The 14,649-nt window shown below is 51.3% G+C and carries 9 protein-coding genes; all 9 read left to right on the top strand.

Features of this window, described 5'->3' with window-relative positions; translation table 11 throughout:
* Window positions 1-20 precede the first annotated feature (20 nt).
* Window positions 21-569, top strand: coding sequence for a transcription termination/antitermination protein NusG (gene nusG / locus WKK33_RS10855; RefSeq protein ID WP_215760376.1), 549 nt, complete (start codon window positions 21-23; stop codon window positions 567-569).
* A 54-nt stretch (window positions 570-623) separates the two neighbouring features.
* On the top strand, window positions 624-1,064 hold the full coding sequence (gene rplK, locus WKK33_RS10850; protein ID WP_337933833.1) for a 50S ribosomal protein L11: 441 nt from the start codon (window positions 624-626) through the stop codon (window positions 1,062-1,064).
* A 26-nt stretch (window positions 1,065-1,090) separates the two neighbouring features.
* Window positions 1,091-1,783 carry a 50S ribosomal protein L1 gene (rplA, locus tag WKK33_RS10845; RefSeq protein WP_215760378.1) on the top strand — a complete coding sequence of 231 codons (693 nt, stop codon included), beginning with the start codon at window positions 1,091-1,093 and terminating at the stop codon, window positions 1,781-1,783.
* Window positions 1,784-1,801: 18 nt separating this feature from the next.
* A complete protein-coding gene (rplJ, locus tag WKK33_RS10840) occupies window positions 1,802-2,326 on the top strand; it encodes a 50S ribosomal protein L10 (RefSeq protein ID WP_337933830.1) in 525 nt (174 codons plus the stop codon).
* Window positions 2,327-2,412: 86 nt separating this feature from the next.
* Window positions 2,413-2,793, top strand: a complete 381-nt coding sequence (gene rplL, locus WKK33_RS10835; protein WP_215760380.1) for a 50S ribosomal protein L7/L12 — start codon at window positions 2,413-2,415, stop codon at window positions 2,791-2,793.
* 149 nt (window positions 2,794-2,942) lie between these two features.
* Window positions 2,943-6,752: a DNA-directed RNA polymerase subunit beta gene (gene rpoB / locus WKK33_RS10830; RefSeq protein ID WP_337933828.1), complete on the top strand. Its 3,810-nt coding sequence runs from the start codon at window positions 2,943-2,945 to the stop codon at window positions 6,750-6,752.
* 26 nt (window positions 6,753-6,778) lie between these two features.
* The gene (gene rpoC, locus WKK33_RS10825) at window positions 6,779-11,128 is read left to right on the top strand and encodes a DNA-directed RNA polymerase subunit beta' (RefSeq protein ID WP_337933827.1); all 4,350 of its coding nucleotides are present in this window, start codon (window positions 6,779-6,781) and stop codon (window positions 11,126-11,128) included.
* 361 nt (window positions 11,129-11,489) lie between these two features.
* Window positions 11,490-13,733 carry a hypothetical protein gene (locus WKK33_RS10820; RefSeq protein ID WP_337933826.1) on the top strand — a complete coding sequence of 748 codons (2,244 nt, stop codon included), beginning with the start codon at window positions 11,490-11,492 and terminating at the stop codon, window positions 13,731-13,733.
* A 53-nt stretch (window positions 13,734-13,786) separates the two neighbouring features.
* Complete coding sequence (locus WKK33_RS10815; protein ID WP_215760384.1) at window positions 13,787-13,972, top strand: hypothetical protein; 186 nt, start codon at window positions 13,787-13,789, stop codon at window positions 13,970-13,972.
* Window positions 13,973-14,649 lie beyond the last annotated feature (677 nt).

The following is a 14,649-nucleotide window of genomic DNA, read 5'->3' as shown; positions in this document are numbered from 1 at the left end:
GGTTAATTTCCAAGAAAGAAATGGCAGAAGCAGGTAAGAATTGGTATGTGATGCGTGCGGTTAGCGGCAAGGAAGCTAAGTTGAAAGAATACATCGAGGCTGAATTGAAGCATAATCAACTGCTCGCTGATCATGTTTATGAGGTGCTGATCCCTATGGAGAAGCATGCGTCTATACGTGGCGGTAAGCGTGTGGAGAATGAGAAGATTTCTCTGCCGGGTTACGTGTTTGTGCAGGCCGATTTGATTGGTGATGTCCCCACCTTGTTGAGGTTCATGCCTAATTGCCTTGGTTTCCTTGGTGGTTTGGATAATCCTACTCCTGTTCCTCAAGCTCAGATTAACCGTATGTTGGGTGCAGCTGAGGAGACAGAGATTCACAATGAGGTTAGTGTGCCCTTCGTTCTCGATGAGACAGTGAAGGTCATGGAAGGTCCTTTCAGTGGGTTTGAAGGTGTGATTGAGGAAATTAACACTGAAAAGCGTAAGCTGAAGGTAATGGTTAAGATCTTCGGAAGAAAAACTCCTCTGGAGCTCGGTTTTATGCAAGTTGAGAAGGTGACAGAATAGTTGTTACGGACTATCTTCCCTTTTATACGTTTCAATTATTTTAATAAAAAAGAAATGGCTAAAGAAGTTGCTGGATTAATCAAATTACAGATTAAGGGTGGCGCTGCAAATCCTTCACCTCCCGTAGGTCCTGCTCTTGGTTCCAAGGGCATTAACATTATGGGTTTCTGCAAGGAGTTCAATGCACGTACCCAGGATAAGGCCGGCAAGGTATTGCCTGTCGTTATCACATACTACACGGACAAGTCTTTCAGCTTTGTGATCAAGACTCCTCCCGCAGCTGTTCAGTTGCTCGAGGCTTCTAAGAGCAAGAAGGGATCAGGCCAGACCAATCGTAACAAGGTGGGTAGCGTCACTTGGGAACAGGTGAAGGCTATTGCTGAGGATAAGATGGCTGATTTGAACTGCTTCACAGTTGAGAGTGCTATGCGTCTCGTTGCTGGCACAGCTCGTAGCATGGGTATTACAGTCAAGGGTGACTTCCCCGGTGAATAATTAACTCTTCAATTTAAATTAGTAAAATGAGTAAACTGACAAAGAATCAGAAATCAGTAGCTGAGAAGGTTGAAGCAGGGAAAGTCTATGCATTGAACGAGGCTGCTCAGTTGGTGAAGGATATCACCACTACTAAGTTCGACGCTTCGATTGATATCGACGTTCGTCTTGGTGTTGACCCTCGTAAGGCTAACCAGATGGTTCGTGGCGTTGTGTCACTGCCTAACGGTACTGGTAAGTCTGTTCGCGTGCTTGCACTGTGCACACCCGATCAGGAAGAGGCTGCTAAGGCAGCTGGAGCTGATTATGCTGGTCTCGATGAGTATATCGAAAAAATTAAGACTGGTTGGACTGACATCGACGTGATCATCACTATGCCTTCTTGCATGGGTAAGGTTGGTCCGTTGGGTCGTGTTCTCGGTCCCCGCGGTTTGATGCCTAACCCCAAGAGTGGCACTGTCACTATGGATGTTGCTAAGGCCGTGAAGGAAGTGAAGCAAGGTAAGATCGATTTCAAGGTTGATAAGACTGGTATTATCCATACCTCTATTGGTAAGGTTTCTATGACCGCCGAGCAGATCTATGGTAACGCTAAGGAGTTCATCAACACTGTGATTCGTTTGAAGCCTGCTGCTGCCAAGGGAACTTATATTAAGAGTATCTTCCTTTCCTCTACAATGAGTAAGGGTATCAAGATTGATCAGAAATCTGTCGAATAACTCTAAAAGTTTGGTAAAATGAAGAAAGAAGCTAAAGATACTATCATTGTTGAACTTGGTCAGAAGCTGAAGGAATATCCTCATTTCTACTTGGTTGATGTGACCGGTATGAACGCAGAGGATACAAGTAATCTTCGTCGCAAGTGTTTCAAGCAGCAGATCAAGATGGTCGTTGTGAAGAATACTCTTCTCCACAAGGCTCTTGAGGCAACTGAGACCGACTTCTCTGAACTTTATGGTGCTTTGAAAGGTAACACAGCAGTGTTGTTCTGCGAGACTGCCAATGTACCTGCAAAGTTGCTGAAAGACAAGGAAATTGCTAAGGCTGGCGTGCCCTCTTTGAAGGCAGCTTATGCTGAGGAAGGTATTTTCGTTGGTGCCGACAAGCTCGACGAGTTGTCTTCTATCAAGAGCAAGAACGAGGTTATTGCAGATGTTGTCGCTCTCTTGCAGTCTCCTGCAAAGAACGTTATCTCTGCTCTGCAGTCAGGCGCTGGCACCATCCACGGTGTGCTTAAGACTTTAGGCGAGCGCCCTGAGTAAACAAGGTTTTGATGGCTCCTATATCATGGAGCGTCGAACTATAAAGTCTATTCATTATTAACAAGAAAAATTAAAATTAGAATAAAATGGCAGACGTAAAAGCTATTGCAGAAGAGTTAGTAAATCTTACTGTTAAGGAAGTTAATGAGTTGGCAACAGTCCTGAAGGACGAGTATGGTATCGAGCCCGCCGCTGCAGCTGTTGCTGTGGCTGCCGGTCCTGCTGCAGCTGGTGCTGCTGAGGCTGCTGAGGAGAAGACATCTTTCGATGTTGTCCTCACTGACATCGGCGCTACTAAGCTCCAGGTTGTGAAGGCTGTTAAGGAGGCTTGTGGTCTCGGTCTGAAGGAGGCTAAGGCTCTCGTTGAGGGTGCTCCCGCTACAATCAAGGAGGGTCTCTCAAAGGACGAGGCTGAGAACCTGAAGAAGGCCATCGAAGAGGCTGGTGCTAAGGTTGAGCTGAAGTAAGCAGTCAGAGGTTAGACCTCTCAACTTATTATAACATAAATGGTTAGGATTTGCCCAGTCGGTGAGTCCTAACCTTTTTGTGTCTTTCAAGTTTTTTTTGTTTCTTTTCAAAGAAAACTTCACAGGTAACAGATTCACAAATCAATTTTATGACCAAAGTTGTAAATAACAGAGTAAATTTCGCAAGCGTCCATAATCCGTACCCATTCCCGGATTTCCTCGACGTTCAGCTGAAGTCATTCCGCGACTTCTTGCAGTTGGACACTCCGCCTGAGGAACGCAAGAACGACGGTTTGTATAAGGTGTTCGCAGAGAACTTCCCTATCACAGACACGCGTAATAACTTCGTTCTTGAGTTCTTGGATTACTATATCGATCCGCCCCGCTATTCTATTGATGAGTGCTTGGAGCGTGGTCTGACATATAGCGTACCCTTGAAGGCTAAGATGAAGCTTTACTGCACTGATCCTGACCATGAGGACTTCGGAACGTTTATCCAGGATGTTTTCTTGGGTACCATTCCCTATATGACAGATAATGGTACGTTCGTCATCAATGGTGCTGAGCGCGTTGTCGTTGCTCAGTTGCACCGTTCTCCTGGTGTTTTCTTTGGTCAGGGCGTTCATGCCAATGGTACCGTTCTGTACAGTGCTCGTATTATCCCGTTTAAGGGTTCTTGGATCGAGTTTGCTACAGACATCAATAATGTCATGTACGCTTACATTGATCGTAAGAAGAAGTTGCCCGTAACAACCATGTTGCGTGCTATTGGCTACGAGTCCGATAAGGACATCTTGAAGATCTTCGATCTCGCTGAAGAGGTGAAGGTTAACAAGAAGAACCTGAAGGCTTGCCTGGGCCGCAAGCTCGCTGGTAACGTTATGAAGACCTCTTACGAGGAATTCACTGATGAGGATACCGGTGAGGTAACGCTCATGCAGCGTAACCAAGTAATCTTGGATCGTGGCACTGAGATCACTGAGGACAATTATGATCTGATCCTCGATAGTGAGGTGCAGACCATTTTGTTGCACAAGGATGAGGAGACAGCCAATAAGTTCTCTATCATTTTCAATACGCTTGCTAAGGACCCCAGTAACTCAGAGACGGAGGCTGTTCGTTACATCTATCGTCAACTTCGTAATGCTGATCCTGTGGATGACACCAGCGCTCGCGAGGTTTTCCAGAACTTGTTCTTCTCTGACAAGCGTTACGACTTGGGTGAGGTGGGTCGTTATCGTATCAATACCAAGCTCGGTCTCGACACGGATGGCGATGTGCGCGTTCTTACCAAGGAAGATATCATTGCCATCATCAAGTATCTGATCAAGCTCATCAATTCTAACGCAAGCGTTGATGATATTGACCACCTTTCGAACCGTCGCGTTCGCACCGTTGGTGAGCAGTTGGCCAACCAGTTCTCTATTGGTTTGGCACGTATGAGCCGCACCATTCGTGAGCGCATGAATGTTCGTGACAATGAGGTGTTCACTCCGACCGACTTGATCAATGCCAAGACTATTTCAAGCGTCATTAACTCGTTCTTCGGTACCAACCCGTTGAGCCAGTTCATGGACCAGACCAACCCGCTCGCTGAGGTGACCCATAAGCGCCGTCTTTCTGCACTCGGTCCTGGTGGTTTGACCCGTGAGCGCGCAGGTTTCGAGGTTCGTGACGTTCACTATACTCACTATGGCCGTCTTTGTCCTATTGAGTCGCCTGAGGGACCGAACATCGGTCTGATTTCTTCGCTCTGTATGTATGCCACCATCAATGAGTTGGGCTTCATCGCCTCTCCGTACCGTGTGGTGAAAGACAGCAAGGTTGACATGGACAACGACGATGTTGTCTACCTCACCGCAGAGGAAGAGGAAGGTAAGTTTGTTGCCCAGGGTAACGCTCCGTTGAGAGAGGATGGTTCGTTCATCCGTGCCACGGTCCACACCCGTAAGGCTGCCGACTTCCCTGTTGTCACTCCCGACAGAGTCGACCTGATGGACGTTGCTCCTCAGCAGATCGCTTCCGTGAGTGCCGGTCTGATTCCTTTCTTGGAGCACGATGACGGTCACCGCGCCCTGATGGGATGTAACATGATGCGCCAGGCCGTTCCTTTGCTCCATAACGATGCTCCTATCGTGGGTACTGGCTTGGAGAAGCAGGTGTGTGAGAACTCTCGTACCATGGTGATGGCTGAGGGTGAGGGTGTCATCGAGTATGTTGACGCTACAACCATTCGCATTCTTTACGATCGTACGGAGGATGAGGAGTTTGTGAGCTTCGAGCCCGCTCTGAAGGAATATCGCATTCCTAAGTTCCGTCGCACCAACCAGAATATGACTATCGACCTTCGTCCTATCTGCGAGAAGGGCCAGCGCGTCAAGAAGGGTGATATCCTCACAGAGGGTTACGCCACTGAGAATGGTGAGTTGGCACTGGGTCGTAACCTCTTGGTGGCATACATGCCTTGGAAGGGTTACAACTATGAGGACGCCGTCGTTATCTCTGAGCGCATGGTGCGCGAGGATGTGCTGACATCAGTCCACGTCGATGAGTATTCTCTCGATGTGCGTGAGACAAAGCGTGGTGTTGAGGTCTTCACAAGCGATATCCCCAACGTGAGCGAAGAGGCCACTAAGGACCTCGACGAGAACGGTATTATCCGTGTCGGTGCTCGTGTGGAGCCCGGCGACATCATGATCGGTAAGATTTCACCTAAGGGTGAGAGCGATCCTTCACCTGAGGAGAAGTTGCTCCGCGCTATCTTCGGCGACAAGGCCGGTGATGTGAAGGACTCTTCATTGAAGGCCAATCCTTCGTTGAGCGGTATTGTTATCGACAAGAAGTTGTTCACACGTGCTGAGAAGACCCGTGAGTCGAAGAAGCAGGATAAGATCCTGTTGGCTAAGATCGACGAGGAGTATGAGGCCAAGCACGAAGACCTGAAGAACATGCTGGTCGACAAGCTGATGACTCTTACCAACGATAAGACCTCCCAGGGTGTGAAGGATTACACAGATGCTGAGATCATCAACAAGGGTAGCCGCTTCACGGTAGCCGCTCTGAAGAACCTCGAGTATGATGGTGTTCAGAGTAATGGCTGGACGGATGATGAGCGCATCAATAACATGATTCAGCATCTGATCATGAACTTCATCCGCAAGGACAAGCAGTTGGCCGCTGAGCAGAACCGCCGCAAGTTCGCCATTACCATTGGTGATGAGTTGCCTTCTGGTATCTTGAAGATGGCTAAGGTTTACATTGCCAAGAAGCGTAAGATCCAGGTGGGTGATAAGCTCGCCGGTCGCCACGGTAACAAGGGTATCGTGTCTAAGATCGTACGTATGGAGGACATGCCGTTCTTGGCCGATGGTCGTCCTGTCGACCTCGTGTTGAACCCGATGGGTGTGCCTTCTCGTATGAACCTGGGACAGATCTTCGAGGCAATCCTCGGTGCTGCCGGTAAGAAGATGGGCGTTAAGTTCGCCACACCTATCTTCGATGGTGCAAAGCTCGACGACCTGCGCTTGTGGACCGACAAGGCTGGCCTGCCCAACCTTTGCTCAACAACCGTTTACGACGGTGAGACGGGTGAGCCGTTCGACCAGCAGGCCACGGTGGGTATCACCTACTTCTTGAAGTTGGGCCACATGGTCGAAGACAAGATGCACGCTCGTTCTATCGGTCCGTACAGTTTGATTACCCAGCAGCCGTTGGGTGGTAAGGCCCAATTCGGTGGACAACGTTTCGGAGAGATGGAGGTTTGGGCTCTTGAGGGCTTCGGCGCAAGCCATGTGCTTCAGGAGATGCTTACCATCAAGAGTGATGATGTCACCGGGCGTTCTAAGGCTTACGAGGCCATCGTCAAGGGCGACTCTATGCCAACACCAGGTATTCCTGAGTCTCTGAATGTGCTCCTCCACGAGTTGCGTGGTCTTGGACTGAGCGTGAAGTTGGATTAATGTTTGAATATTGAAAAGTTAGAAACATGGCTTTCAAAAAAGATACAAAGGTAAAGAATAATTTCTCGAAGATTACCATCAGCCTTGCATCTCCCGAGGAAATCAAGGAGAACTCGTATGGTGAGGTCACCAAGCCGGAGACCATCAACTACCGTACCTACAAGCCTGAGCGCGATGGTTTGTTCTGTGAGAAGATTTTCGGTCCCACGAAGGATTACGAGTGCGGCTGCGGTAAGTACAAGCGCATTCGCTATAAAGGCATCGTGTGTGACAGATGCGGAGTGGAGGTAACAGAGCGCAAGGTGCGCCGTGAACGTAGCGGACACATCGAGCTCGTTGTTCCCGTTGCCCACATTTGGTATTTCCGCTCTCTCCCCAACAAGATCGGTTACCTTCTTGGACTTCCTACCAAGAAGCTCGATACTGTGGTCTATTACGAGAAGTACATCGTCATCCAGCCCGGTGCCGTTGCTGGCATGAAGAACCCCGAGACGGGCGAGGACCTCAATGGCTCGCACCGACTTGACCTTCTTACTGAGGACGAGTATCTGAATATCGTCGACAACAGGTTGAGCGACACCAACGATCTTCTTGACGATTCAGACCCCAACAAGTTCATCGCCAAGATGGGTGCCGAGGCCATTCTCGATCTGCTCCATGAGCTGACCATCGAGGATGCCAATGGTCTGACAGGTCTCGACAAGCTCTCTTTCGAGCTGCGCGACCGCGCCAGCAACGACTCAAGCCAGATGCGTAAGACTGAGGCCTTGAAGCGTCTGCAGGTTGTCGAGGCATTCCGTTCCTCTAAGAATGTGAACAAGCCCGAGTGGATGATCATGAAGATTATTCCCGTCATCCCGCCTGAGCTTCGTCCGCTCGTTCCGCTGGATGGTGGCCGTTTCGCCACATCCGACCTTAACGATCTCTACCGTCGCGTCATCATCCGTAACAATCGTTTGAAGCGCCTGATGGAGATCAAGGCCCCCGAGGTCATTCTCCGTAATGAGAAGCGTATGCTTCAGGAGGCTGTCGATTCATTGTTCGACAACAGCCGCAAGGCCAGCGCCGTCAAGAGCGAGTCTAACCGTCCTTTGAAGTCGCTTTCCGACTCTCTGAAGGGTAAGCAGGGTCGTTTCCGTCAGAACCTTCTCGGTAAGCGTGTCGACTACTCTGCCCGTTCGGTTATCGTCGTCGGTCCTGAGTTGAAGATGGGTGAGTGCGGTCTTCCTAAGTTGATGGCCGCTGAGCTCTATAAGCCGTTCATCATCCGCAAGCTCATCGAGCGCGGCATCGTGAAGACGGTGAAGAGCGCCAAGAAGATTGTCGACCGTCGTGAGCCCGTTATCTGGGATATCCTCGAGAACGTGATGAAGGGTCATCCGGTGCTGTTGAACCGTGCCCCGACACTTCACCGTCTGTCAGTGCTTGCCTTCCAGCCCAAGCTCATCGAGGGCAAGGCCATTCAGTTGCACCCGTTGGCTTGTACACCGTTCAACGCCGACTTCGATGGCGACCAGATGGCTGTCCACCTTCCTTTGAGCAACGAGGCAGTGCTTGAGGCTCAGATCCTGATGCTTCAGAGCCACAACGTTCTGAACCCTGCCAATGGTGCATCCATCACCGTTCCTTCACAGGATATGGTGCTTGGTCTTTACTATATCACCAAGATTCGTCCCGGAGCCAAGGGCGAGGGCCTTTCTTTCTACGGTCCTGAGGAGGCAATCATCGCTTACAACGAGAAGCGTTGCGATCTTCACGCTCAGGTGAAGGTGCTTGTCGACGATCTCGTCGATGGCAAGCGTGTTCGCCACGTGGTCGAGACCTCTGTGGGTCGCGTCGTGGTCAACGAGCTTGTGCCTTCAGAGATTGGTTTCTTCAATGGCATCATTTCTAAGAAGTCGTTGCGTAACCTCATTGCCATCGTAATTAAGTCGGTGGGTATGGCTCGCGCCTGCACCTTCCTCGATGGCATCAAGAACTTGGGTTATCGCATGGCATACCTCGCCGGTCTGTCGTTTAACCTCGACGATATCATCGTTCCAGACGACAAGAAGGCCATTGTGCAGAAGGGTCAGGATGAGGTCGACAACATTACCGCCAACTTCGATATGGGTCTTATCACCGATAAGGAGCGTTACAACCAGGTGATCGATGCTTGGACACATGTCAACGCCAACCTGAAGAAGGCTGTGATGAAGCACATGACCGAGGCCGACCAGGGCTTCAACGCCGTGTACATGATGCTCGACTCTGGTGCTCGTGGATCTGCCGATCAGATTGCCCAGCTTGCTGGTATGCGTGGTTTGATGGCCAAGCCTCAGAAGGCTGGTGCCGAGGGCAACTCCATCATTGAGAACCCTATTCTTTCTAACTTGAAGGAGGGTATGTCGGTGCAGGAGTACTTTATCGCCTCTCACGGTGCCCGTAAGGGTCTTGCTGATACGGCTATGAAGACTGCCGACGCCGGATACCTCACACGTCGTCTTGTCGACGTGGCTCACGATGTGATCATCACCGAGGAGGACTGCGGTACCTTGCGTGGTCTTGAGTGCCGTGCCTTGAAGAATGGCGACGAGGTCATCTCTTCTCTGTCAGAGCGCATCCTTGGTCGTGTTTCTGTTCACGACGTGGTCGATCCTCATACCAATGAGGTGATCGTTGTCGCTGGTGAGGAGATCCGCGAGGACGAGGCCGAGCGCATCGAGAAGTGCGGTGTCGAGATGGTAGAGATCCGTTCAGTGCTTACCTGTGAGAGCAAGAAGGGCGTATGCCGCAAGTGCTACGGCCGTAACCTTGCCACCGCCAAGATGGTTCAGATGGGTGAGGCTGTCGGCGTGATCGCCGCTCAGGCCATCGGTGAGCCGGGTACCCAGCTTACGCTCCGTACCTTCCACGCTGGTGGTGTTGCCGGTAACGTGGCAGCCAACGCAGGCATCAAGGCTAAGAACGAGGCTCGTCTGAAGTTTGAGGAGCTGCGCACCGTGCCTTACGTCGATGACAATGATGTTGAGTGCCAGATGGTTGTTAGCCGCTTGGCCGAGGTTCAGTTCATCGATCAGAATACCGAGATTGTCCTGTCGTCTATGCAGGTGCCTTATGGTAGCTCATTGTACTTCAAGGATGGCGACAATGTGAAGCCAGGCGATCAGATTTGTCGTTGGGACCCCTTCAACGCTGTTATTGTCAGTGAGTACGCTGGTAAGCTCTGCTTCCACGACGTGGTTGAGGGCCAGACGTTCAAGGCTGAGACCGATGAGACCTCTGGTATGACAGAGCGTATCATCACCGATTCACGCGACCACACCCTCGTTCCTACGGTCGATGTGGTTAACGCCGACGGTGAGGTGCTCGTAACCTATAACTTGCCTGTGGGCGGCCACTTGGTTGTTGAGAATGGCGACGTTATCAAGACTGGTACCACATTGGTTAAGATTCCTCGTGCCGTGGGTGGTGCTGGTGATATCACCGGTGGTCTGCCTCGTGTCACCGAGCTCTTCGAGGCTCGTAACCCGTCTAACCCTGCTGTTGTGTCTGAGATCGATGGTGAGGTGTCAATGGGTAAGCAGAAGCGTGGTAACCGCGAGGTGATCGTTACCTCTAAGACCGCCGACCAGAAGAAGTATCTCGTTCCTCTGTCACGTCAGATCCTGGTTCAGGAGCACGACGCCGTTCGCGCCGGAACACCGTTGTCTGATGGTTCTATCACTCCCAACGACATCCTTGCCATCAAGGGTCCGACGGCTGTGCAGGAGTACATCGTCAACGAGGTGCAGGACGTTTATCGTCTGCAGGGTGTGAAGATCAACGATAAGCACTTCGAGATCATCGTTCGTCAGATGATGCGTAAGGTGCGCATCGACGATCCGGGCGATACCATCTTCCTCGAGCAGGAGTTGGTCGACAAGCTCGATTTCGCTGATGAGAACGACCGCATCTGGGGCAAGAAGGTTGTCACCGACGCTGGCGACTCAGAGGTTCTCGTGAAGGGTCAGATTGTTTCCGCTCGCAAGTTGCGCGACGAGAACTCAAGCCTGAAGCGCCGTGATCTGAAGCTCGTTCAGGTACGTGATGCCGTTCCCGCCACATCTACACAGGTGCTGCAGGGTATCACCCGCGCCGCTCTGGGTACGAAGAGCTTCATGAGTGCCGCATCGTTCCAGGAGACCACGAAGGTGCTCAACGAGGCCGCTATCCGCGGTAAGGTCGACCATTTGGAGGGCATGAAGGAGAACGTTATCTGCGGTCACCTCATCCCTGCCGGTACAGGTCTTCGTCGTTGGGAGAAGATCATTGTTGGTTCACGTGAGGAGTACGACCGCATGGAGGCCAACAAGAAGAACGTCCTCGACTTCGCCAACCAGGCTGAAGAGCAATAATCCAGTCTTTATATAGACTCTCTATAACCCGATGGCCGCCAACGCTCCAAAAGAGTGTTGGCGGCCATTTTGTTTTCTCCTCATTCTTCGTTTTCTCTGCGTGGCGTAGCCCGAGCAAGTTGGGCTCTTTACCTTTAGCTCAACCAAAACAATCTTGTCTCCCTTATGTTTCCTTCATGTTACGTTCGTGTTACATTCGTGTCCCGTTTGTGTAACTTTTTTCATCTTTTCCGCTTATCTGCTTGCGAGATTTTGCCAATATATGTAACTTTGCAGTTGGATTAATAGTCATCAAAAATGTGTTCGACCCGTGAAGGGCCCCTGCCAAAAAAGAACTTTAGGATACTATAACTATCAAAAGATGAACTTAACTATCAAAAATGTGTTTCGCAAGGCACGGCGTGCCTTGTTGACTGCCGTAGCCATGCTTTCCGTTGCAAGCGCTTCAGCGCAGACCACCGTGCAGACCACCTTCAAGGTGTGCCCGCTCAATGTGGACGGTCTTCCCCAGAAATTTGCAGGAATCAATCTCAACCCTGACGGACCGGGTTCCGAGGGAACGCAGAAGATTGCCCAGTACATTGTGAAGAGTGGCATCGATGTGCTCGGATTGAGCGAGGATTTCAACTACAATGGCGACCTGAAGGTGGGTCTCGATGGCCAATACCAGATGGGCACATGGCGCGGACGCATCGCGCTGAACAACGAGGGTAACGTCGACCTGATGAAGCTGCGTTTCCCTACCGACGGCCTTCAGTTTCTCGTGAAGAACGGTTACTCGTTCGATGCTGAGAGCTGGGCTCCGTGGAACCAGAACTATGGTCACTTCTCTGATGGCGCCGACGAGCTCATCACCAAGGGCTACCGTTACTACCGCGTCAACTTCGGCCAGAACATCGTTGTGGAGTTTTATATCATGCACATGGATGCTGAGACCTCCGATGCCGACAACAAGGCGCGCGCCTCACAGTGGGAGCAGCTTCGCGATGCCATCATTGCCAACAACAGCGGTCTTCCGAAGATTGTGATGGGCGACACCAACAGTCGTTACACTCGCGACGACATCCTCAACCTCTTCACCAATCCCATCGTGGCCGATGGCAACTACACCGTGAGCGATGTGTGGGTGGAGAAGTGCAAGGGCGGCCTCTATCCTGAGCTGGGTAGCGAGGCGCTTGTCGTTCCTGAGGCCGACCGCACCAAGTCGAGCGCTTATGTTGCCAACGAGATTGTGGATAAGGTTCTCTATCTTAACCCCACCCACGGTGGCATGCAGCTCACCCCCAACTCCATCGTGTTCGATGCCGACAATTATCTCAAGGCCGACGGCACCCTGCTGGGCGACCACGTGCCTGTGGTCGTTGAGTTCCGCGCTGAAGGCACAACCTACGCTCCCGCCACCTCCGATTCGTTCTGGCGCGGTGAGACATGGGTGGGCAACGATCAGGCGGTCTATCTTTATAATGTGGGTAGCCACTATTTCGTGTCCAACGACTTTGACCCCGTGGTCACCAACATCACGCAGGCTCCTATCTGGCATATCTATGGGGGCGATCAGTTTACCATTAGCAATGAGGATGGTTATCGTCTGCAAATGGGACAGTTGAAATCACAACAAGGTGTGGTGTCAGAAACTGGTGCCACCACGTTCAACAACCACGAGCCAGGTATTACCGCTGGTAGCCACCGCATCGGATTGAAGGATTTTGTGACTTTTTCAGATATGCGCACCCACTTCTTTACCGTTGCCACGGAGAAAGGAAAGAAAATATATACCGCTGCTGAGACCAAAGATGTCTACAACGACTGGCTTCTCATCTCTGAGGAACAGAAGCAGGCTTATCTCACCTATGTGGGCCTCTACAACAAGGCGCTCAGCTTGCTCGGCACTCGCGAGGACCTCGACGCCCCGCTCTCATCCGTCCTTCAAGACACCCAAAACTCCAACTACTCTCGCAGCGCCGACGACATCAAAAAGTTGCAGGATATGATCGCCGAGTATGAGCGTCTCAACGTGAAGATCACCGACGCCAAGTTTGCCACCACATGCCTGCCTTGGAACGGCATCGTGCCTGCGGGTGTCAAGGTGTTTACCGCCACGAAGTACGACGACAAGGCCACTCCCTGCTCGGTGATCCTTAAAAGCTATGAGGGCGATGTGCTGCCTCAGGGCGTTGGCGTAGTGCTCTTCTCTGAGACTCCCGGCACCTACACCTTCACACGCACCGACGCTGAGGCTGCGGCTCCCGCCGACAACATCCTGAGTGGCACCTACAAGCGCATCGCAGGCGGCAACCTCGATTTTGAGAACCACAACTATATGTTGCTTGGCAACAAGACCGCTGGCGTGGGCTTCTATCGCTTGGCCGAAGATTCCTACATTCCTGCCTATCGTGCTTACATCCTTCGCGACAAGACGGCTGCGAGCCTCATGGCCAAGGTGGTTTTCAGCGACGCCACGGGTGTGGCCCAGGTGGAAATGCCCACCAACGCCAAGGCCACAGGCGTCTATGGCATTGCCGGCGACAAGCGCAGTAAGATGGTGCGCGGCATCAACATCGTTCGCATGAGCGACGGCTCGGTGCGCAAGCTACTGGTGAAGTAACTTCCATCTCATGAAATTAGGATAACATCAAGCAAACTATAGCATCATTGGTTATGAATGATAAGAAAACATATATCTGCCGCCCTCAGACCGTAGTGGTGAGAGTGGCCGTAAGCAACATGATATGCACGTCGATTCCTTCACACGACAAATCTACCGACGAGACGATCAAAGGTGAGGAGTCGCTCTCCAAGGAGCACGTCAACGCATGGAACATGTGGGACGACGAGTCTAAATAATATCTAATAAAGATCCCTTTTTTCCAATGGCATCTCCAATCCCCGGGGATGCCATTTTTTTCATTTCATTAGTAAGCAGTTTGTGTCAAGCACAATCTTTCTCATTTGCGAGAAGCTCGTAAATGTTCATTTCCCCATGAAGGAGCGTCAAAAGGCAAATTACGCGGGCTGAAAGCCCAATGACCTCCATAGCCCAGGGCAAGCGAAGCGACACCCTGGGTAAACCGCCACATTACACCACGCCCTGCAAGGGCAAAAGTAAACACAACACGCTCTGTTTCAGTACTTTTGCCCTTGCAGGGCGTAAGCTACACGGCATCTTATACCCAGGGTGTCGCTTCGCTTGCCCTGGGCTATGAACTTCTGTCCCTTCGGGACGTGCCGATTGGCTTCTCACCGATTTGCACAGATGCGATTCACTCCGCATGCGAAAAATCTGTTCTATCTGCTGCGCCGACGGCGCGATCTGTGTGTTTTACTTTCGACACGCCCTTCGGTATTCCTGCTGTGCTCTCGTCTGTATGCTGCGTAGGGCAGTAAAAAAAAGGAGGTATCGCTCCGTAAGCGATACCTCCCCGTTGTATCTTGGCGTTGGTCTCCCAAGCGCTTCTTAGTACACAAACACCTTGCAGTCCTTGATGCTGCCCGGTGCTCCTTGCTCAGCGCGCGGCAGATAC

It is taken from the genome of Hallella sp. (assembly GCF_037460745.1).
Taxonomy (GTDB): Bacteria; Bacteroidota; Bacteroidia; order Bacteroidales; family Bacteroidaceae; genus Prevotella; species Prevotella faecis.
This window is presented reverse-complemented; position numbering and strand designations above follow the sequence as displayed.